We start from the raw sequence: 21,698 nt of genomic DNA, 5'->3' as shown, positions 1-21,698 counted from the left end.
GCTTTGCTCGGCTAGCTGATCTTCAGGCCCTTGGCCGCCTGGTAGGTCTGCACGTAGCCACGCGCCACGGAGCGCACGGCACGGCCGATCTGCGAATAGGCGTCGTCATTGAGGTTGGCGAAGGAAACGCGCGCCGACCAGTTTGGCGCGTCGAAGCCGGAGCCGTTCAAGAGAACGATGCCGTGGTCCTCGGCCAGTCGGAAGGGAATGTCGAGCGGATGGATGTTGTCCTTCACCCATTCGACAACATCCTGCCCGACATATTTGCGCAGCCAGAACTCGAAATCGATGATGCCGTAGTAGTGGTCGAAATAGATGCCCGGGTTGGACTCGACGCCCATGCCGTTTACGAGGTTCCAGAACCGCTTCGTGCAGATGGCGATGCAGGCCTTCTGGTAGGCCTTCTCGACATCCATCAGCTCGACCAGGCTGAAGAGCGACATCATCACCTGCTGGGGAAGCGACAGGCCGGCGGTGTGGTTCAGCGCCACGTCGCGGCTGTCGGCGACGATGCGGTCGATGAACTTCACCTCGCGCGGCTTCGGCGTCATCGCCTTGTAGCGCTTTTCCAGAAGCTTTTGGATCGGCTCGGGATGCGCCTTGATCCTCTCGTCGAAGATATTGTCCTGGGCAACGGCCACCACGCCGAGGCGCCAGCCGGTGCAGCCGAAGTACTTCGAATAGGAATAGACGCCGATGGTGTTGCGCGGCAGATGGCCGAGCAATGACTGGAACCCCGGGACGAAGGTGCCGTAGACGTCATCGGTAAGGATGATCAGATCGGGTCGCTTGTTGTTTACGAGATCGACAAGGCGCTTGATCGAATCCGGATCCATCGCGACGGCGGACGGGTTGCCGGGGTTGACCAGGAACAGCGCCTTCACCTCGGGGTTCTCCAGCGCCTTGATGTCATCGTCGGTGAACTGGAAGCGGTCTTCCTGCTCGGCGCTGACATTGATGGTCTTCAGTGTGTAGTCCTCGAGCTGCGGCATCTCGAGATAGGGCGTGAAGATCGGCGTTCCGAGCGCGATCGTGTCGCCGGCGTTGAGGATGCGGGCGTTCTTCAAGGCCTTGAAGATGTAGCACATGGCGGCGGTGCCGCCTTCGACCGGGTAGAGGTCGAATTTCACGCTTGGCCGGTGGCCGGCGCACATCGCCCACATCAGATATTCGTGGGTGATGATCTCGTTGTGATGCAGCGCCCGATCGGGGACCGGATAGTTGTCGCCGATGATCGAGTCGGTCAGCTCGTGCACGAATCCATCCGGGTCGAAGCCGAAGGTGTTGATGGCATAGGTGACGGCGTCACCAAGGGTCTTGGCGGCCGGGATGCCTTCGTCGTCCTCGTCCACGGTTTCCGTGCTTTGAAGCTGTTTCTTGATCCACTTCTGGAACCGTGCATGCGCTCCGTCCTGGGGCGGCATGCCGGCGACACCCGCCTTCGGATCGTAGTAGGCGCGTTTCGCCTCCGTCAGGGCGAACTGGCCGAGCAGGAAGAAGGCTTCGCGGGCCCGCGTTGCCGTCCAGTTCGGGTTGCCGCGGCCGGCATTGAGGAAGGCCTTGGCGGATTTCTGCGAGCTCGTCTTGGCGAGCTTGATCAGTTCGTCCTTGATCTCGAATGGGCTGAGATCGGAAATGCTGTCGTAGAATTTTCTGTCCAACATGATCCACACTCCCTGTGATCTATGAAATTGGAACAATGGTCTCGGTTCTGCCTGCCCGCCTCAGGCAAGCATGATGACGATGACGAGGCCGAAGATGGTGAGCAGCGTGTTGCCGATGGCGTAGGGCATGCCGTAGCCGAGTGCCGGCACCTTGCTCTTGGCCGCCTCCTGGATCATGCCGAGTGCGGCCGTCGTGGTTCTGACGCCGGCGCAGGCGCCAAACAGGATCGCCGGGTGGAACTTGAAGACAAAGTGGCCGATGAGCACCGAGGCGATCATCGGGATGGAGGTTGCAACGACTCCCCAGATGAACAGCGAAATGCCAACCTCCTGGAGGCCTGCGACGAAGCCCGGTCCGGCGCCGATACCGACCACGGCGATGAAGATGTTGAGGCCGAGCGTGTTCAACAGCCACAGCGCCGGCGACGGGATGCGGCCGAAGGCGGGGTAGGTGGTGCGCAGCCAGCCGAGCACGAGACCGGCAAGCAGGGCGCCGCCTGACGTGGATAGCCCGATCGGAATACCGCCGATCGTTATCGTCAGCGCCCCGATCATCGCGCCGATGAACAGACCCCAGCCGAGGAAGGCGATGTCGGTGGTTTCGACCGGGCGATCGGCAAAGCCGAGAGCCTTGATCGCCGCTTCGACGTGCCTCCTGGCGCCGCCGATGGTGACGATGTCGCCACGCTCGACGGTCGTGCCGGGAAGGACCGGGATCTCGACCAGCGAGCGCACGATCTTGCGGGCATAGACGCCGCGCGCCCAATCCATCGTGCTGACTTCGGCGAGTGTCTTTCCGGCCAGCGCCTTGCTGGTCACGTAGACGTCGACGATCTCGGCCTCCGCGTTCAGAAGTTCCTTGTCCTCGACCTCCGTCAGCTTGCTGTCCAGGTTTTCGACGAGCAGGGCGCGCCTGCCCGAGAAGGCGACGACGTCGCCCGGCTGCAGCACGGTGTTGCCATCCGCTTCGATGATCTGATCGCCTCTTCGCAGGCGCTCGACGAAGACGCGAATGCCGGGAAGCAGGTTCTTGACCGGCGTTCCGGTTAGCCCGCTTGCTTCGTCGATCCGATAGGCCCGAAGGCCGAAATCATGATAGGCGCGGGTGATGCCGGGTTCGCTGCTCTCGGTGCCGCCGCCGAGCTTGGCCTCATACTCCTTGCAGGCCGCCGGAAGATCGATGCCGAGAAGTTTTGGGCCAAGCTGGGCGAGGATGATGGCAGAGCCGATCGTGCCCCAGATGTAGGTGACCGCATAGGCAATCGGAATCTGGTCGGCAAAGGTCTTGGCCTGCTCCGGCGTCAGCCCGAGCGAATTGATCTGGTCCGTGGCAACGCCGATCGCAGCCGAGATCGTCTGCGACCCGGCATACATGCCGGCGCCGTAGCCAAGCGGAAGCCCGGCGATCAGCGCGCAGAGATAGGGAACGATGAGGCACAGCACCAGGACAGACAGCGCAAAGGCAATCTGCTTCGGCCCATCGGTGCTCAAGCCGCGCACGAATTGCGGGCCGACACCGTAGCCGACGGCGAACAGGAAGATCAGGAACAAGGTGGACTTCAGATCACCGGAAACCTGGATGCCCAGCTGCCCGATGAGGACGCCCGCCAGGAGCGTGGCGGTGACGTTTCCGAGATTGAACCCCGCGACCTTGATGGGTCCGATCAGGAAACCGATGCCGAGGGCGAGGAAGACAGCGACCGGAGGATAGGTCCGAAGCGTCTCGACGAAGAAGTCAATTGGATTCACTGCCATCCCCTTTAGAAAGTTGCGTTGCCATCACTTCATTTCGGGACCTGCGCGGCTAAGTTGATTTTATCGGTGGCTTGTCGATGCCCAATCCTAGCTTTGGCAATTGTCGCTTCGGCTGCTGATTTTCTCAACGGCCTTGGGGTTACGTGAGCGTAACGTACGTTAAATTTCCGGCTTTTGCGCGCAGTGGGGGCTGATGAGCGCTGCGCGGCACCGGTCCGAAAGCGTCGGGCCGGGCGGTCGTGCGAAGGCAAGTTCGAGAGGGTGGCGGCGCGCCGGCCCCGATGAAGGTACACGGTCCCACCACGGCGGATTTCGCCGGCTATTCAACTCTGGCGTTGTATTTTTATGTTATCGCATAACGGATGGACATGACGAAACGCCGCATGTCGATGGACCCGGAGCACATGCCCCGCAGTTGCTTCATCCGCGCGCCGCGAAGCTTGAAGTGACGGGCGCGCTCATCCGTTCGTTTCACGAGCAAGGCCGGCAATTGCGGCCAGTCTTGCGCTCCGCTTCAGATGGCGACGCCTTCGAGTGCTATGATCCGTGTCCTGGCACAGCGCTCACGGATCGTCTTCAGGCGCTGATACTCCGGCGATTGGTACCAGGAGAGCAAGGCTTGCATGTCCGGGAACTCGAGGATGACGAGCCGGTGCGGTTCCCAGTCGCCTTCAAGCACCCGGGTTGCGCCACCGCGGCCGAGATAGCGCCCGCCATAGCGGGCCTCCGTCGCCGGCACCTCTCTTTTGTATTCCTCGAAGGTCGCTGCATCGGTGATATCGACATCGGCGATCAAATAGGCAGCCATGGCAGAGCTCCTTTCCCGACAAGCCAAGGAGCAAGGATACGCCGGTCGTCGCCGTCAGGCGAGACTCTCGCCCGCGGCGGCCGGCAGGGTGACTTAGGATCATTACCTTGTTGATTGTTGTTATGTTATTTTATAACAGTCAGTACATGACGAAACGCCGCATGTTGATAGATCCCGGCCGCCCGACCCCATCGGTTGTATCCGCTGCCGATTCATGCGAGGAAGAGCGCGATGGTGCTGCGTCCGCGACAATGCGGAGGCGGCTGAAAAGGGAACACGGAACGGACGACCCTGACGGGACCGAAACCGTGGCTGCCCCCGCAACTGTGAGCGGACAGCGCATTCACACCATGTCACTGGCCAAAGGCCGGGAAGACGTGGATGCGCCGCGACCCGCGAGCCAGGAGACCTGCCATCGAACCGATCAACCACAACGGACGGGGTGTTCCGATGGAAAAGAACTGGCTTTCGCGCGACGGTTTTCCGTCATCCTGCGGCTTCGCCATCTCTTGCCGTCAGTCCGGCGGAGAGAGAAAATGGCTGAGCCGACTTCCCGACAGCATAAGATAACGGTCTGCACCGATTGCCGCTTTACCGGCGGCCCCTGCATGCCGGGCGCCGAGCTAATAAAGCGTCTCAACCGCAGCATCGCCGCCCTCGGCGCGCCGCTCGATCGTGATTTCTCGATTGCCGGCACGGTCTGCATGGCGGCATGCACGCGCCCCTGCACCATCGCCTTCCAGGCGACGGGCAAGGCGACCTATCTCTTTGGTGACATTTCGCCGGAAGCGGACATCGACGATCTCGTCCGCTTTGCCGCCACCTATGTGGAGCGCGGCGACGGCATGACGCGGGCTGCCGAACGGCCGCGCGGGCTGAAGGGCAAGACGCTCGCCCGCATCCCGGCGGCCATGCTCGTCTCCGAAGACGTTGCGGGCCATTTCCAATGAGCGCGACACGCATGCGCTCAAGCGCGTTTGGTGCGTCGGGGATGGACGCGTGGCGCTGCCGGGAAGGGATCAGACCATGACCTGCACCGCAACAGGAGCCGCCCTTCGCGTTAAGGGGCTTTGCTGGGGGCCGCGCCCGGGGCTGACCCTGGTCGACGACATGGACTTCGCGATCGAGGCGGGCAGCCGGCTTGCGATCCTCGGGCCGAACGGGGCCGGCAAGACCTCGCTCTTACGCTGCCTTTACCGGGCGGTGCAGCCGAATGCGGGCCGCATCGAGGTCGACGGCGTCGACCTGTGGTCGATTTCGGCGCGCGAAGCGGCGAAAACGATCGCCGTCGTGCTTCAGGAAATGCCCGGCGATTTTCCCTTCAGCGTGCGCGACGTGGTGATGATGGGCCGCATCCCGCGGCGGGAGGGGCTCAACGGCTGGACGGACACCGACCGCGAGCGCGTGCAGCATGCGCTCTCCCATCTCGATCTCGCCCATCTCGCCGGCCGCCAGTTCTCGACGCTCTCGGGCGGCGAGAAGCAGCGGGTGCTGATTGCCCGGGCGCTTGCCCAGGAGCCGCGCATCATCATCCTTGATGAGCCGACCAACCATCTCGACATCCGCCACCAGCTCGAAATCCTCGAGCTGTTGCAGACGTTGAAGCTGACGATCGTATCGACGCTGCACGACATCAATCTCGCCGCCGAATTCGCGACTGACGTGGCGATCGTGACGGCGGGGCGGCTCACCGCCTTTGGCACACCCGACGCGGTGCTGAGCCCGCGGGCGCTGTCCTCCGCCTTCGGTGTCACCGCCACCGCCCACAGCACCGCCGTTGCCGGCACCGCCCGTTTCTCCTTTTCACTTCCTCGACAGGGATCCATTTCATGAAGATCAACATTGCCTCCTCTGCCTTCCTGTTTCTCATCGCCACTGCTGTGCCGGCGCTCGCCTATCCGGTCACCGTCAAGAGCTGCAACCGCGAGGTGACCTTCGATGCCGCGCCGAAGCGGGCGATCGCCAGCGACGTCAATCTGGTCGAGATGATGCTGGCGCTGAAACTGCAGGACCACATGGTCGGCTACACCGGCGTTTCCGGCTGGAAGACGCTGGATGAAAAGCTGCGCGAAGGTGTGAAGGAACTGCCGGAGCTTGCGGAAAAATATCCGACCAAGGAAGTGCTCCTCAACGCCGACGCCGATTTCTTCTTCGCCGGCTGGAACTACGGCATGAAGGTCGGCGGCGAGGTGACGCCCGAGACCTTGGCGCCGTTCAAGATCGGCGTATACGAACTGACCGAATCCTGCATCCATGTCATTGCCAGGGAAAAGCCTACGATGGACGACATGTTCGTCGATCTCCTCAACCTCGGCCGCATCTTCGGGGTCGAGGATCGCGCCGAGGCGCTGGTCGACGGCTACCGCCGCCAACTGGCCGCGATCACCGAGGCAAATGCCGGCCGCGAAAAGCCGACGCGCGTCTTCGTCTATGATTCCGGCGAGGAAAAGCCCTTCACATCCGGCCGCTTCGGCATCCCGACGGCGATGATCGAGGCGGCCGGCGGCGCCAACATCATGGACGACGTCGACAAGAGCTGGGTGGAGGTCTCCTGGGAGCCGGTGATCGATCGCAATCCGGAGGTCGTGGTGATCGTCAACTACGGCGAGGTGAAAGCCGAGGACAAGATCGCCTTCATGAAGAACAATCCGGCCTTCGCCAATATCGATGCGGTCAGGAACGACCGCTTCGTGGTGCTCGATTATGTCGAGGCGACGCCGGGGCCGCGCAACATCGACGCCATCGCCCGGCTCGCCAAGGTCTTTCACGGCGAAGGCCTGTAACCGATGCTGGCTGAGGATACGTCGCCTGGTCCCGCTGCCGTTTCGCGGGTTGTTCCCGTTCGGGCGCTCCGCAGCGGGGTCGGGGTGTTAGCGGCGCTGCTCTTGCTTCTCCTGACCGTGACCGCGGGCGTTTCGCTCGGCTCGGCGCCGATTCCGGTAGCCACCGTCTGGTCGATCGTCGCAAGCAAGCTCGCGCCCGGCAGCGTCGAGGCCTTCTGGTCGGCGGGGCGTGAAAGCATCGTCTGGGACGTGCGCCTGCCGCGGGTCATGCTGGCGGGGCTTGTCGGCGCCGGATTGGCGCTGACGGGTGCGGTGCTGCAATCGGTCACGCGCAATCCGCTTGCCGATCCGCATCTGCTTGGCGTCTCCTCGGGTGGCGCGCTCGGGGCGATTGTCGCACTGCTCCACACCGGAATGATCCTCGGTCTTCTCACGGTGCCGCTCTTTGCCTTTGGCGGCGCGCTGCTGGCAACCGTACTGGTCGCCTTCGTTTCCCGCGCTCTAGGCACCAGTGCCGATCGCCTGGTGCTTGCCGGCGTCGCCGTCGCCTTCGTGCTGACGTCGATCGGCAATCTCATGATCTTCCTGGGGGATCCGCGGGCGACGCACACGGTGATCTTCTGGATGCTCGGAGGCCTTGGCCTGGCGCAATGGCCGCATCTCATCTATCCGGCGCTCGTGCTGTCAGTCTCGCTCGGCTGGCTGGTCGTCCGGTCGCGGGAGATCAACGCGCTTGCCATGGGCGACGAGACGGCGATGACGCTCGGCATTCCCGTGCGCCGCTTCCGTCTGACGCTCTTCGTCGTCACTGCGCTCCTGACCGGGGTCATGGTGGCCTTTTCCGGAGCGATCGGCTTCGTCGGGCTGATGGTGCCGCACTTCGTGCGGCTTTTCGCTGGCAGCGACAATGTGCGGGTGATCCCGCTCTCGGCCTTCTTTGGCGCCTTGACGCTGATCATGGCCGACCTCGTCGCCCGCGTCATCATGGCGCCGGAGGACATGCCGATCGGCGTCGTTACCGGCATTGTCGGCGGCATCGCCTTTGTTGCCATCCTCACGCGGCGCGCGTAAGGCGTGTATCGACATTGGGCATGCATGGAAATGGGCCGGTTCGCGCCTATGTTTTAGCGCATGCATGGCTGCCGATCAGGCCTCGAAAGGGGCAGGACCGGCAGAAGAGCGGTGCGAGGGAGCAAATGACGAACGAAGTTGAAATCTGCACGCCGGATGACGTTTTGAATTTCTGGTTCGGCGAGCTCACCTATGACGACTGGTTCACGATGAGCGGCGAACTGGATAAGGCCTGCATTCGTCGTTTCCAGGCATCGCACCTGGCGCTTGCCCGCGGGGTCAGCGAGATCTGGCGGGCAACGCCGGAGAACCGGCTGGCGGCGATCATCCTGCTCGACCAGATGCCGCGCAACATGTATCGCGGCACGCCGCTTGCCTTCGCGACCGATTGCCTGGCACTGCACGAGGCGAAGCTTGCCGTCGGCATCGGTGCCGACATGGCGATCAAGCCGGAAGCGCGCGCCTTCGTCTATCTGCCGTTCGAGCATTCGGAAAACCTGACCGACCAGACCATGTCGGTGAAGCTTTTCACCGAACTCGGCGATGCCGACTATCTCGACTATGCCATCCGCCACCGCGAGGTGATCGAACAATTCGGCCGCTTCCCGCACCGAAATGCCCTCCTGGCCCGCGTCTCGACAGACGCCGAGCTTGCCTATCTGGCACAGCCCGGCGCCGGTTTCTGACGAAAAATCCGGCGGTGGAGCGCAATTGGCGGCGTCTTTTGCATCTTTCCGCCGTCTTTCGTATTCACACCGCATTGTGACGACCACTGACGCGATTCCGCACCATGGTCTCAACCTGCAAGGATCATGAAATTGCGTTCTGTCGGAAAATTGCCTGCCATTCTCGTCTGCCTGCTGGCGCTTGCCGCCGCCGGCCCGGTCATGGCGCAAGGCACGACGCAACCGGCACAAGGTACGACCCAGAGCGCAGCGCAGCCAGAGCAGAAGGCGACGCCGGCTCAGCCGGCCCAGACCGCAACGCAACCAGCTGGGAAAGCGGCGGCACCCGCGCAGGATGGTGCGCAGCCCGCTGACAAGGGCGCGGCACCCGGCGGCGCGACACCCGGCGCAGCCACCCAGCCGGCCGCGACGGCCACCCAACCGGCGCAGACGGCAACACCGCCGGCCGGCGAGGCGGTGCCGGCGGATGCCACGCCGCCGGCCCAGAGCCAGGCGGCCGATCAGCTTTCCAAGGCCGCCGAGGATCTCAAGCGGCTGACGGACCTCGTCGACAAGGCCAAGGACGACGACATCGTGCTTGCCGACCTCAAGGTTCAGGTCGACGCGCTCGCCAAGCAAATCATCGGCGTGTCGGTCTCGACCCGGCCGCGCCTCGACGAAATCAAGGGGCGGCTCACCGAACTCGGCGATCCGCCGGCCGAGGGACAGCCGCCCGAAGCCGACATCGTGACCGCAGAGCGCAAACGGCTGATGGCCGAGCGCGGCGCCATCAACGCGCTCACCGGCGAGGCCGAGGGTCTTTCGATCCAGGCGACGAAGCTTTCCAACACCATTACCGCGACAAGGCGCGCGCTGTTTTCCAACACGCTGCTGAAGAACACCGAAGTCTCGACCGGCATGTTCGACGACGCTCTGACGGCGACGGCGGACGAAACGCGCGTGCTCTCGCGCAGTGTCGGGAGCTGGCTGAGCTTTGCCTGGAACTACAAGCGCGTGCCGCTTTTGACGGCGCTGTTCCTGTCGCTGCTGGCGGCGCTCGTGTTCCTTGCCGGCAGCCGCAGGCTCTTTCGCCCGCTGATCCAGCATGACATTACCGATGAGGAACCGAGCTACTTCCGCCGCCTGTCGGTCGCCTTCTGGTCCACGCTGATCCCGACGATCGCCTCGGCCGCCTTCGCGATTTCAAGCTTCCTGTTCCTGCGTGGCTTCAACGTGCTGCGCTCCGACATCGCACCGATCATTGCCATTACGCTCGGGGTGGCAGTGGTGGTGTTCTTCGTGACAAGGCTCGCCCAGGCGGTGTTGTCGCCGCGCGATGCGCGCTGGCGGCTCGTCAGGGTTTCCGATCGCGGCGCCAGGATGCTGATGATCGCGATCTTCGCCATGGCGCTGGTCAACGGTCTTGATTACCTGTTCGGCGGCGTCAGCGAGGCGCTCGGTTCGCCGGTGGTCCTCACCGTCGTCAAGAGCTACATCGCCTCCATCGTCATCGGCCTCATCATCATGGCGTCGGCCTGGATCAAGCCGACGCTCAGGAAGGACGAGTCCTTCGATGCTCATGGCCGCGCCTGGCCGCGGCTGGTGTCGTTCGCGCTGCTTGCGACCGGGGCCTTGCTGATCATTGCGGCCGTCTCCGGCTATGTCGGTCTCGCCCGCTTCATCGCCACGCAGATCATCATCACCGGCGCGATCCTGGTGACGATGTATATCGGCATTCTCACCGGCCGGGCCGTGGCCAAGCAGGGTGCGTTTGCCGAGACGGCGGCCGGGCGCTATCTCGAGCGCCGCTACAATCTGGAACAGGTGGCGCTCGACCAGATCGGTCTTGCCGCGGGCCTCAGCATCTATGCCCTGGTCGTGATGGTCTTCATCCCGCTGATCCTCTTGCAGTGGGGCTTCCAGGTCGCCGACATCGAGTCCTGGGCCTACCGGATGGTGACCGAGATCAGGATCGGCTCGATCACCATCTCGCTGGTCGGCATCCTCGCGGGCGTCCTGTTCTTCGCGCTCGGTTTTGCGGTCACCCGCTTCGTGCAGCGCTGGATCGACGGCAACATCATGGCGAGAAGCCGGGTCGATGCCGGCGTGCGCAACTCGATCCGCACCGGCATCGGCTATACCGGCGTCGGCCTTGCGTGCCTCATCGGCCTCTCGGCAGCGGGCATCGATCTCTCCAACCTCGCGCTCGTCGCCGGTGCTCTCTCGCTCGGCGTCGGTTTCGGTCTGCAGAACATCGTTTCGAATTTCGTGTCGGGCCTGATCCTGCTCGTCGAGCGGCCGTTCAAGGTGGGCGACTGGATCGTCAGTGGCACGACGGAAGGCTTCGTCAAGCGCATCTCGGTACGCGCGACCGAGATCGAAACCTTCCAGCATCAGTCGATCATGATGCCGAACTCGCTGCTGATCAACGCCTCGGTCGGCAACTGGACGCACCGCAACAAGCTCGGCCGCTCCGAAATCGCCGTCACCGTCACCTATGCCAGCGATCCGCGCCGGATCATGGAACTGCTGTCCGAGATCGCCGCCGCCCATCCGATGGTCTTGAAGAACCCTTCGCCGACCGTCGGTTTTACTGCCTTTGGCGACGAGCGCATGACCTTCGAGCTCCGGATTTACGTCGCCGACGTCTTGACCGGCGGCGGCGTGCGCAACGACCTGCGCGTGTCGATCTACGAGCGTTTCCGCGACGAGCGGATCGGCGAGCCGTTCCCGGTCAAGATCGAGGACGTGCCGGTCGAGGACCAGACCGGCATCGAAAGCCACCACCCGGAAGAGGTGGGCGAACCGAAGGGCGCCACCTCCGCCGAGGCAAGAGCGTCGGCCAAGGCGACGGCTTCAGGCAAACCGGCTGCTTCCGCAGCGCCGCTCAACGAGGAACGCGAGGCAGAAGAAACGGGCAGTCGCCGAACCGCCAGCCGCCGCGCAAACCCGAACCGCTGATAAACGGAGCGTTCAGCCGCTATTCAGCCGGCGTGCCATAAAAAGCATGCAATTCTTCTGGTGACCGATTACGTTGTCATTGGCTGAAGAGGTGGCCGGCGCAGCGTCGCGAAACCGACGGGGCGGCCGGCTCGGCGAGAGGGCGGCGCTTCGCGCGCCGATGGGCAATGAAGAAATCCGTGATTGCTTTGCTTTCCGGCGTACTGGTGGCCTACGCGCCTATGGCAGGCGCGGCCAGTGCCGCGACGGTCACGAACAAGGACAGCGAGACCGCCGTTCTGGTCGTCGTCGAGGGCGAAAGCCGCATGGAAGTGGCGATCGCCGCAGGCGCCACGGAGATGATCTGCCCGAGCGGCTGTTTCGTGACGGCGCCGAGCGGCGACCGCATCGGCCTGCAGGGCGACGAGAATGTCGAGATCGTCAACGGCAATGTCGTGGTGAAGTAACCGGAAACCAGCCACTGAAGGGCGCGGACTCTTCCGCGCCCCTAGAGCGCCGTGCGTTCAGACGAACGCGCAAAGGACGCTCTAGTACTTTGATCGTAGAGCATCTTTCCGCTTCAAGTGATTCCACTCGGACGCTCTATAGCGCCGCAGTTTCAGACGAACGCACAAAGACGCTCTGGCTCTTGAGAGCAGTTTTCCGCTCTCAATGTTTCCACTTGAGAGCGGAATGCATTGGCGCCCACAGCTAATCACGGCGCGCCAATCCCATTGGATGGCGAATGAACCGGCACTCCCGCCCGTCAATACGACGAGAGACAGGGTGGTCCGGCGAATGCCTTTGCCATCCCTTCGAAGCGCATTGACACGATCCATGCCCGGTAGCACGCTCGGCTGTTCGGCCGACGTTGCTCGCCACGGTCGTTCGCGTATTGCGGGAGGGGAACCATGCCATTCCTTCGCATCGCCTTGGCCGTCCTATTGGTGTTTTGCGCCACGCAAGCGTTTGCCGAGAAGCGCGTGGCGCTGGTCATCGGCAATTCCGCCTATCAGCATGTGGCGGCGTTGCCCAATCCCGGCAATGACGCTGCCGACATGGCGGCCAAGCTCGAAGGGCTCGGCTTCGAGGTGGTGACCGGTGTGGATCTCGACCTCTCGGGCGTGCGGCGCGTATTGCGCGATTTCGTCGACCGTCTCGATGGCGCCGATCTGGCGCTTTTCTACTATGCCGGCCATGGTCTTCAGGTGGACGGCGAAAATTATCTTGCCCCTGTCGACGCCAAGCTCGCCTCCCATGTCGATCTCGATTTCGAGGCGGTGCCGATGAACCTGATCCTGTCGGCGATGGAGCGCAGCACCAGGGTCAATGTCGTGCTGCTTGATGCCTGTCGCGACAATCCGCTCGCGGTCAATCTCGCCCGCTCCATGGGCACCCGATCGGCCTCGGTCGGCCGCGGACTTGCCAAGGTCGGCACCGGCATCGGCACGCTGATCGCCTTTGCCACCCAGCCCGGCAATGTCGCGCTCGACGGCAGCGGGCGAAACTCGCCCTTTACATCGGCGCTGCTCAAGCATCTCGGCCAGCCGGGACGCGACATCACCCGCGAGCTGATCGAGGTGCGCCGCGACGTTCTTGCGGCAACCGGCGGCAAGCAGGTGCCCTGGGACAATTCCTCGCTGACCGGCGAGGTGGTGCTGAAGCCTGCCGATGGCGGCCAACCGGCGTCGGTCAGGGAGCCGGCGACGGACCAGACTGCTGAGCTTGCCTATTGGGAAACGATCAAGGATGGGACGGAGCGCGATCTGTTCGACGCCTATCTGCAGCAATATCCCGATGGTGCTTTCGCATCCCTGGCGAAGGCCAAGATCCGCATCATCGAGCGGGTCTCCGCCCCGGCAACAGTTACTGACGTGCCCGCCGGCCAGGCCGTGGCGGCCGTTGATCCGGCCGCAGCCGCAGCGGGTACCGACGATCGCGCCTTGACCCGATCGATCCAGCAGCAGCTGAACCGGCTCGGCTGTCGGGCCGGCAGCGAGGATGGGCTGTGGGGCGCCGGCAGCCGCAAGGCGCTGGAGGCATTTGCCAGGCACAGCAAGGCTGAACTCGCGACGCTCGAACCTTCCAGCGACGTGCTCGAACGCCTGAAGGCCGAGAAGGCGCGGATATGCCCGCTTGCCTGCGCGCGAAACCAGGAGGCAAAAGACGGCCGCTGCGTGACGATCCGGCGCGAGGCCAAACTGCCCGAGCCGAGTGCGACCCAGGGCACCGCCAAGACACCGGCGAAGAGCACCGGCACGCGAGCGATCAGCCCGCCGGCCGAGCTGAAAAAGAAGAGCTATGCCGGCTGCCCCGACAATGCGGACGTTGCCTTCCGGCAGATGTTTTCCCGCGGCTCTGGCCGCGGCAGGACGACGATTACCGCCACGCATTCCTGCGGTCGCGCCTTCGCCTGTCACCGGGCGGCAAGGGGCCAGCCCTGGGATTGTGGCTGGCGGTGAAGCTGCGTGTGGCAAGCGGCGATCCGTACGCTGCCGGCGTTGGCTGGAGCGTCTCAGCTCCGCCGGCCGAACGCCGTTGCGCGCCCTTTGGCGGCGTGGCAGAGGGCAAATTTCGGCTCTTGATTTTACCGCCGCCTCAGCAAGGATCACGGCGACATCCGTCACCGCTTTCCGGCAAGGGAGGACTCCCCATGAAACTCCAGCTTATCCGCAACGCCACGCTCAAGCTCGACTATGCCGGCCATACCGTGCTCATCGATCCCTTTCTCGGGCCGAAAGACAGCCTGCCGTCCTTTGCCGGGCGCTCGCCCAATCCGACGGTCGAGCTGCCGGTCGATATCGACACCATCCTGGCCGGTGTCGAACTCGTCATCATCTCGCATCTGCATGAGGATCACTTCGACTACACCGCCAAGGAGCGGGTGCCGAAGGGGCTGCCGATCCTCTGCCAGCCGGGCGACGAGGAGGCGATCCGCGCCGCCGGCTTTCGCGACGTCACGCCGCTTTCCGACAAGGCCAGCTGGCAGGGGCTGACGCTGACCCGGCGTGACGGCAGCCATGGGCTCGGTCCGGTCGTCCAGGACATGGGGCCTGTCATCGGCTTCAGCCTTGAGGCGAAGGGCGAGCCGACGGTCTACTGGGCAGGCGACACGGTCTTCTATCCGGCGATCGAGAAGACGATCCGCGAAACGAAGCCTGACATCATCGTCACCCATTCCTGCGGCGCGAAGTTTAATGGCGATCTCATCGTCATGGATGCCGAACAGACGATCAAGGTCTGCGAGACGGCGAAAAACAGCACCGTCATTGCAACGCACATGGAGGCGCTGGATCACGCGACGGTCAGCCGAAGCGAGCTGCGGGTAGCAGCCGATGCCCATGGCATCCCCTTGACGAAGCTGGTGATCCCTGATGACGGCGACGTGCTGACGCTGATACCGCCGGTGGTCTAAGCAATTCCAGGAAAAGTGCGAAGCGGTTTTGCGTCCGGAATTGCGGAGATACCAAGCAATTCCAGGAAAAGTGTGAAACGGTTTTCCGTCCGGAGTTGCGGCGATTCCAAGCAAATTCCAGGAAAAGTGTGAAGCGGTTTTCCGTCCGGAATTGCGGCGATCCAGAAGGCCGGACGAGCTTACGGGATCGAGAAGATACTGATCTCGTTGGTGATGCCGCGAAGAGCGACATTGTGCGACTGCGGATTGAGGCCGCGGTCGCTGAGCAGGCCGGAGGTGCGCGGGTCGTCGAGCACGGAGCTGGTGGCGAAGATCTCGCGCGAACTCGCGAGATGCTGGACGCGCGAAGCGATGTTGACCGTCTGGCCGAAATAATCCTGGCGCTCGTTGAGGTTGACGGCGATGCACGGCCCCTCGTGGATGCCGATTTTCAACAGCAGATCCTCGGAGCCCCGGTCCTCGTTGAGCTGTCGCATCGCCTCGCGCATGCGCATGGCCGCCGCAACCGCTCGGTCTGGCGTCGGGAAGGTTGCCATGACCGCGTCGCCGATCGTCTTGACCACGGCGCCCGCCTCGGCGGCAACGATCTCGTTGACTGCGCTGAAATGGGTCTTCACCAGATCGAAGGCTGCGAGATCGCCGACCCGCTCGTAAAGTTCGGTGGAGCCGCGCAGATCCGAGAAGAGGAAGGTGAGGCTGGTGATCTTCAGCCGCTGGTCTACGTCGATCGTGTCGGTGCGGTAGATATCGCGGAAGGTCTGGTTGGAAAGCAGCCGCTTGGCGGTGAGGAACGGACGCCGACGGCCGAGAATATCGTGCAGGGTGTCATTGGCGATACAGACCGAGGGCAGGGTGCGCACATCCGTATGGTTTTCCACCTGGATGCGCAGCGGACCCGGCTGCATGGTCAACGCCTCGTCGTGGCGATGGCCGCGATCGAAGACGAGCGACAGCGTCCGCCGTTCCTTGGTCGGCTCGCCCTTGACGTCAATGAATTGCGCGGCATGGGTCACCGGCTCGAAGACGATGATGAATTCCGCCGGCATCTGCAGCGAGATCACCGCCTTTTCGCCGGGCGGCAGTTCGAGCGCCTCGATCATGAAATCGTCGACCTGGGCCTCGTAGTCGTCCTCCGGCAAATCTATGCCGGAGCCCCAGTAGATCTGGCGGAAATATTCGAGCGGCGGCAGCTCGTGCGGGTTGTGGGCCTCGATGTGGCGTACCCGCGGGTTGACGGTGAAGGTCACTTCCACCATCTCGTCGAGCGTCGGCTCATAGCCGGCGGCGCAGAGCGAACAGGTATAGGTGTCGCTCTGCACGGTCTTCAGCGAGGTATTGCTGTCAAGTACACCGCCGCAGCCGGGGCAGAGCACATTCCACGACAGCTCGAAGAGCCCGAGGCGTGAGGCATGCAGGAAGGCGGCGATGACCTTTTCTTCGTCCAGCCGATGTTCGGCGGCAAAGGCGAGCGCATTGACGCGGCAGAGCTTGCGGTCCGGCGCTTCCCGGACAAATCGCTCCAATACGCCGGCGATGTCAGGCTGCACGTTTTGGCGCAGCATGTCGAAGAGAGGCTGAGCGTCACTCATGATTGCATCCTACACTGAAAAGAGCCGGCGGGGCAGCCGGTTTGTCGGTGTGGGTTCGCGTGCCGGAGATTGGCCCTGGCCGGCTTTCCCGCCACTTTAATCCGCCTTGGCGACAAGGCTGAAATAGCCTCGCCGCACATGGGTCGATCGCGTGCTCTACGCCGCCTTGCGGTCGCGGCCGAAGGGATCGCCGAGCACCGATTCCGTGTGCAGGGAGGCCAGCCATCCACCGTCCTTGCGGATCCAGGTGGTGGCGTCGGCCGCCTTTATCGTCAAAGGCTCTCCCTCGACTTCCATCTCTTCCGTCACCGTGTAGGCGATGACGGCGACGTCCTCGCGCGGAAAGATGACGCTGACGTCGTCGAGGCGAAACGCGTTGAGCTTCCAGGAACCTTCGGCCTGGTCGGCCATCCTGCGATAGTCATCGCGGGTAAGAATGGCCGCCCCTTGCGCCCCCACGACGATCGACCGTTCGGGCAGCATGGCCACGGACGCCTCGGTATCCTTCTCCAGGATGGTTCGCCAGAATTCCTGTTCGAGATCGATGATCTCCTGTTCGTCGGCATGGGCCATGGTTTGATTCCTCCGTTTACAATTTGCAGAAGCCATGGGACGGACAAAGGTTCCGACCAAAAAGACCTCGCCGCATAGCGCGCATTTTTTGCGCGACCGCGTGAGATCGAAGCCGAACCGCCCCGCGGGAACCCAACACCCGCCTCTGTCGTTTTCCGGATCCAGCAGTTGCGAAGCAGGATGAGACACATGAGGATCTTCTCGGGAAAATGCCTCTGCGGCCAGGTGCAAGTATCGCTTCGTGGCGAACCTCTGCGCGTCGGTATCTGCCATTGCATGGATTGCCGGAAGGAAAGCGGTTCGGCCTTCACCTTCTATGGCATCTGGCCCGCGGATCAATTTGAACGTACCGGCGACACGTCGGAGTTTCAGGGACGGTGTTTCTGTCCCGGTTGCGGGTCGCGGGTTTTTTCGGTCGATGCGCGTGAGGCGGAGGTCAAGCTCGGTATCCTGTCCGACGCGCCGACCTCGCTTAAGCCGAGCTACGAGCTCTGGATCAAGCGGCGCGAGCCATGGCTAAGGCCGGTCGAGGGGGCCGAACAGTACCAGCAGGATCGCGAACGGGCAGCCGACGAAGGGCCGGTCGACACGCGCTACTAGAGCGCGCGTCACCATCAATCTGTCATCCCTTAATTAAGCGTCGATTCATCGATGGAATTGTGCTTAAGATCAAAGCGTTACTGCGCTGCTGGCATGTCGGGCCGAGGTATCGCCTGAGAGCGCGGGTCGCTGGGGGAGTGAATGTCGGCACGGCCTTTCCTGAAAATCTCCGCGCCGCTCAACGGGCTGTTGGCGGCGGCGGGGCTTATTACGGTCGCGGCGCTGACGGCGCGGGATATTGGCCTGACGGCCAAGCTGTCGCTGGAGCTTGTGCTTGCCGGTATCTGGGCCATCTATGTTCTGCAACTGGCCGATACGGTGATGCGGCAGCGGGCGAAGGACGATCGCGGGCGGACGCCCGAACTCATCATCGATCTGCTTGCCGTCGTGGTTCCGCTTGCCGGATTTCTTCTCGCTGGCCCGCGTGACCAGAGCCTTTATTGCGGTATCTGGCTGTTGAAGCCGCTGCGTCATTTCACCTTCTTCCGGCTGCTTGGCCGGGTGGTGGCGCGGGCGGCACCCAATCTCGTCGGTGTCACCTCGGTCTTCGGCATCGTTCTCTTCGGCGCATCGCTTTTTGCCTATCTCATCGAGCGCGATATCCAGCCGGACAAGTTCGGCAGCATTCCCCAGGCCATGTGGTGGGCGGTGGTGACACTTTCGACCACGGGCTATGGCGACGAGATTCCGATGAGCTTTGCCGGTCGGGTGCTGGCGGGCCTCGTCATGATGTGCGGCATTGGCATCTTCGCGCTGTGGGCCGGCATTCTTGCCACCGGCTTTTTCGAGGAGGTGCGCCGCCAGGATTTTGTGCGCAACTGGCAGCTGGTTGCGGCCGTGCCGTTGTTCCAGAAGCTCGGCTCGGCCGCCTTCGTCGAGATCGTGCGGGCACTGCGCCCGCGGGTGGTCCCGGCGGGTGCCATCATCTGCCGCAAGGGCGAGGCGGGCGACCAGATGTTCTTTATCGTCGAGGGCCGCGTCAGCATTACGACCCCTTCGCCGACACCGATCGAACTCGGCCCCGGCAGCTTCTTCGGCGAAATGGCGCTGATCACGGGCGAGCCGCGCTCGGCGACCGTCAGCGCAGCCACGGAGGTCTCGCTGCTGTCGCTCTATGCGGAGGATTTCCAGATGCTGTCGAGCAGCAATCCGGAGATCGCCGAAGTCATCCGCAAGACGGCGGAGGCGCGGCGTGGCGGGACGTCCAGGGATTGACGGGATGGTGGGATCCGGCGGCCCTCGTGTCATGCCGGCACGCGACCTCGTCATTTCGTCGGTTGCTCATTAACACGAGAGAAAGCCTTTCTCCTCTAGCATGACGGCTGCAAGTTACAGTGACTTTGCGGGCACGAAGAACGCTTGGGCGCTGTAGGGGGACACTCTTTTACATAGGCGTTCAATGTCGTTTTTTGGCATTTCCGGAATGTATTATTCCGGCGAATCCCTTGCCCAGCACCGTATCGTGCTTGCCGAGGACTCCAACCTCTTCTCGTCGATGGTTTCGAAGCGGCTGAAAGAGCTGTTCGACATCGATGTCATCGTCTGCCGCGACTATGACGATTTGCAGTTCGCGGTCGAAAACGCGACTTTTCCGGCGTCGCTCGCCATCTCCAACATCAACCTGCCGGGGGCGGAGAACGGCGAGGCGCTCAACTATCTGATCGACATGAGCGTGCCGACCGTCGTCTTTACCGGCTCGTTCCAGGAGTCGACGCGCGAAAAGATCCTCGCCAAGGAGATCGTCGACTACGTTATCAAGGATAGCGTCTTTGCCGTCGACATGTTGGCGGAATCGGTCTGCCGCTTCCTCACCAACCACAAGCACCACGTGCTGATCGTCGACGACAGCCCGACGGCGCGCGCACTTCTGACGACACAGCTGAAGCGCTACAATTTCCGCACCAGCTCGGCCGACAGCGGCGCAGCCGCGCTCGAACTTCTCAAGAGCAATCCCGATATCGGCCTTGTCATCACCGACTACAACATGCCCGATATCGACGGATTCGAGCTGACGCGGCGCATCCGCGGTTCCTACGGGCCGCATCAGCTGCGCATCATCGGCGTCTCGTCCTCCACCAACCGGCTTTTGTCGGCGCGTTTCCTGAAAGCGGGCGGCAACGACTTCATCGTCCGCCCCTTCGTCAATGAGGAATTCTACTGCCGCGTCAACCAGAACCTGGACACGCTGACCAAGATCCGCACCCTCAGCGAAAAGGTTAGGGTTCCGGCGCAATCTTCGGCCTGATACGAGAAATAATCCCCAAAATTTTGTGGCAATCTGCGCGAAATCCCGCGCGCAGGTTGCTCCATTAACGAAATTGCAATCCGATCGGTCTTCAATCCGCCCCAGCAGGAGCGGGGAGCCCGGTCACACCAGACCACGCCGGCCAGTGGGTCGGTGCGGTCAGTGGCAGGTCTATTCATATATTCGGAGCCAGCGTCACCCCCTTCAAGGGAAGCACGCCTGCGGCTCGAGAGGGGTTGCAGGGACGTGAGATTGCGCCGCACGCCAGGCCGGCTGAATTCTGTGCAAAAGCACAGCGACAAGCGCATGCTCCTTGTCGAAGATTCCCGGATGTTCGCGACGGCGCTGAAATACGGGCTCGAGTCCGTCCACGGCATCCGCGTCACCCATTGCAGCTCGCTTGCGGCGCTCAGGGAAACGCTGGAGCAGGCGCCGGAAAGCTTCTCGCTCGCCGTGCTCGACCTCAACCTGCCGGACGCGCCCAATTGCGAGGCGCTCGAATTCGTTCTTGCCCATCAGGTGCCGGCCGTCGTCTTCACCGCAGCCTTCAACGACCAAACGCGCGAAGAGATCCTCGGGCGCGGCGTGCTCGATTGCGTCATCAAGCATCAGCCTGAATCGATCAACCTCCTGATCGGCGCCGTCGACCGTGCGCTGACCAATGGCAAGACGACGGTGCTGCTTGCCGATTCCGATGCCGCCTCGCGCAGCGAGCTTGCCGGCATTCTGAGAAAGCAGCGGATTTCCGTCTGCGAGGTCGCGTCCGCTGCCGATGCGCTGCAGGTGCTCGACAGCGGCGAGGCGGTCGATCTGGTCGTCACCGATCTCGATCTCGCCGACATGACCGGGGCAGCACTTCTTGCCGAAGTGGAACGCCGGCAGGGCGATGGCGCGCTGCCGGTGATCGGGCTTTCCGACAGCGGCGACCGAAGGGCGGGCGCCCGCTTTCTCGAAGCAGGCGGTACCGACTTCATCCAGAAACCGTTCCTCGAAGCGGAGTTCAACGGCCGCATCGCGCAAGCCGCCAGCATCCAGAAGCGCCTGCAGACGCTGCAGCGGCAGGCGGCCAGCGACTATCTCACCGATCTCTACAACCGCCGCCATTTCTTTCTTGCAGGCCCGCGCCTGGTGGAGCAGTGCCTGAGGCGCGGCGAGCCGACGGCGATCGCCATACTCGATATCGACCATTTCAAGCGGCTCAACGACACCTACGGCCACGAGATCGGCGATATCGTGCTGAGACACGTGGCCAAGCGCCTGGCGGTGCTGGTGGGCGAGGAGCACCTGCTTGCCCGCCTGGGCGGCGAAGAGTTCGGCATCCTCTTCAACGGCTGCGATGTGCGCCGCGCCTTCGCCTTCTGCGATGCGCTCAGGCTGGAGCTGGCGAAATCGCGGATCGTCGCCGACGACGAGGAACTGACGATCACCGTGTCGATCGGCCTTGCCACCATCGAGACGTCGGAAGCTTTCGAAAACTACCTGCACGCTGCCGACCAGTTTCTCTATATGGCCAAGCACGCTGGCCGGAACCGGGTGATCTCGGAACTGGCACTGCTCGACGCGCTGGCGTCGTAAGCTCCCGGCCCGAGC

18 protein-coding genes and 1 riboswitch are annotated in these 21,698 nt (G+C 63.1%); of the genes, 13 read left to right on the top strand and 5 right to left on the bottom strand.

Features of this window, described 5'->3' with window-relative positions; genetic code table 11:
* Window positions 1-11 precede the first annotated feature (11 nt).
* From BLU35_RS23230 to BLU35_RS23220, 3 genes are all read right to left on the bottom strand, one after another.
* Entirely contained in the window at window positions 12-1,664 is a 1,653-nt protein-coding gene (locus BLU35_RS23230; protein WP_093234651.1) for a bifunctional aspartate transaminase/aspartate 4-decarboxylase, read from the bottom strand.
* Between the two features lie 60 nt (window positions 1,665-1,724).
* The gene (aspT, locus tag BLU35_RS23225) at window positions 1,725-3,413 is read right to left on the bottom strand and encodes an aspartate-alanine antiporter (protein ID WP_286161592.1); all 1,689 of its coding nucleotides are present in this window, start codon (window positions 3,411-3,413) and stop codon (window positions 1,725-1,727) included.
* Between the two features lie 520 nt (window positions 3,414-3,933).
* The gene (locus tag BLU35_RS23220; protein ID WP_057254033.1) at window positions 3,934-4,227 is read right to left on the bottom strand and encodes a DUF1330 domain-containing protein; all 294 of its coding nucleotides are present in this window, start codon (window positions 4,225-4,227) and stop codon (window positions 3,934-3,936) included.
* A 215-nt stretch (window positions 4,228-4,442) separates the two neighbouring features.
* Window positions 4,443-4,658: riboswitch (cobalamin riboswitch) on the top strand.
* A 105-nt stretch (window positions 4,659-4,763) separates the two neighbouring features.
* Here BLU35_RS23220 and BLU35_RS23215 point away from each other — a divergent pair.
* From BLU35_RS23215 to BLU35_RS23175, 9 genes are all read left to right on the top strand, one after another.
* Window positions 4,764-5,177 (top strand): DUF1636 family protein, encoded by a 414-nt coding sequence (locus BLU35_RS23215; RefSeq protein WP_093234650.1) that lies wholly within the window; start codon window positions 4,764-4,766, stop codon window positions 5,175-5,177.
* 76 nt (window positions 5,178-5,253) lie between these two features.
* A complete protein-coding gene (locus tag BLU35_RS23210; RefSeq protein WP_093234649.1) occupies window positions 5,254-6,060 on the top strand; it encodes an ABC transporter ATP-binding protein in 807 nt (268 codons plus the stop codon).
* On the top strand, window positions 6,057-7,010 hold the full coding sequence (locus BLU35_RS23205) for an ABC transporter substrate-binding protein (protein ID WP_093234648.1): 954 nt from the start codon (window positions 6,057-6,059) through the stop codon (window positions 7,008-7,010). The genes BLU35_RS23210 and BLU35_RS23205 overlap by 4 nt, the downstream gene beginning before the upstream one ends.
* A gap of 102 nt (window positions 7,011-7,112) precedes the next feature.
* Window positions 7,113-8,081 (top strand): FecCD family ABC transporter permease, encoded by a 969-nt coding sequence (locus BLU35_RS23200; RefSeq protein ID WP_286161591.1) that lies wholly within the window; start codon window positions 7,113-7,115, stop codon window positions 8,079-8,081.
* A 125-nt stretch (window positions 8,082-8,206) separates the two neighbouring features.
* Window positions 8,207-8,767 carry a DUF924 family protein gene (locus BLU35_RS23195; RefSeq protein WP_058323460.1) on the top strand — a complete coding sequence of 187 codons (561 nt, stop codon included), beginning with the start codon at window positions 8,207-8,209 and terminating at the stop codon, window positions 8,765-8,767.
* A gap of 126 nt (window positions 8,768-8,893) precedes the next feature.
* Window positions 8,894-11,707, top strand: a complete 2,814-nt coding sequence (locus BLU35_RS23190; RefSeq protein WP_502688172.1) for a mechanosensitive ion channel family protein — start codon at window positions 8,894-8,896, stop codon at window positions 11,705-11,707.
* Between the two features lie 167 nt (window positions 11,708-11,874).
* The gene (locus BLU35_RS23185; RefSeq protein ID WP_176907382.1) at window positions 11,875-12,153 is read left to right on the top strand and encodes a hypothetical protein; all 279 of its coding nucleotides are present in this window, start codon (window positions 11,875-11,877) and stop codon (window positions 12,151-12,153) included.
* 444 nt (window positions 12,154-12,597) lie between these two features.
* Window positions 12,598-14,148, top strand: a complete 1,551-nt coding sequence (locus BLU35_RS23180) for a caspase family protein (protein ID WP_093234646.1) — start codon at window positions 12,598-12,600, stop codon at window positions 14,146-14,148.
* 191 nt (window positions 14,149-14,339) lie between these two features.
* Window positions 14,340-15,101 (top strand): MBL fold metallo-hydrolase, encoded by a 762-nt coding sequence (locus tag BLU35_RS23175; RefSeq protein WP_093234645.1) that lies wholly within the window; start codon window positions 14,340-14,342, stop codon window positions 15,099-15,101.
* Between the two features lie 179 nt (window positions 15,102-15,280).
* Here BLU35_RS23175 and BLU35_RS23170 read toward each other — a convergent pair whose 3' ends face one another.
* Window positions 15,281-16,690, bottom strand: coding sequence for an adenylate/guanylate cyclase domain-containing protein (locus BLU35_RS23170; protein ID WP_058323463.1), 1,410 nt, complete (start codon window positions 16,688-16,690; stop codon window positions 15,281-15,283).
* 156 nt (window positions 16,691-16,846) lie between these two features.
* Window positions 16,847-17,263 carry a nuclear transport factor 2 family protein gene (locus BLU35_RS35710; protein WP_057254051.1) on the bottom strand — a complete coding sequence of 139 codons (417 nt, stop codon included), beginning with the start codon at window positions 17,261-17,263 and terminating at the stop codon, window positions 16,847-16,849.
* A 189-nt stretch (window positions 17,264-17,452) separates the two neighbouring features.
* On the opposite strand from BLU35_RS35710, the gene BLU35_RS23160 reads away from it, so the two are divergent.
* The 4 genes from BLU35_RS23160 to BLU35_RS23145 all read left to right on the top strand — a co-directional run bounded on the left by BLU35_RS23160 (window position 17,453) and on the right by BLU35_RS23145 (window position 21,683).
* Complete coding sequence (locus tag BLU35_RS23160; protein WP_093234664.1) at window positions 17,453-17,863, top strand: GFA family protein; 411 nt, start codon at window positions 17,453-17,455, stop codon at window positions 17,861-17,863.
* Between the two features lie 141 nt (window positions 17,864-18,004).
* Window positions 18,005-19,078, top strand: coding sequence for a cyclic nucleotide-gated ion channel (locus BLU35_RS23155; protein ID WP_058323465.1), 1,074 nt, complete (start codon window positions 18,005-18,007; stop codon window positions 19,076-19,078).
* A gap of 184 nt (window positions 19,079-19,262) precedes the next feature.
* Window positions 19,263-20,108, top strand: a complete 846-nt coding sequence (locus BLU35_RS23150; RefSeq protein ID WP_093234644.1) for a response regulator — start codon at window positions 19,263-19,265, stop codon at window positions 20,106-20,108.
* 306 nt (window positions 20,109-20,414) lie between these two features.
* Window positions 20,415-21,683: a diguanylate cyclase gene (locus BLU35_RS23145; RefSeq protein ID WP_093234663.1), complete on the top strand. Its 1,269-nt coding sequence runs from the start codon at window positions 20,415-20,417 to the stop codon at window positions 21,681-21,683.
* Window positions 21,684-21,698: the final 15 nt, after the last annotated feature.

The organism is Sinorhizobium sp. NFACC03 (assembly GCF_900103435.1).
Lineage (GTDB): Bacteria > Pseudomonadota > Alphaproteobacteria > Rhizobiales > Rhizobiaceae > Ensifer.
This window is presented reverse-complemented; position numbering and strand designations above follow the sequence as displayed.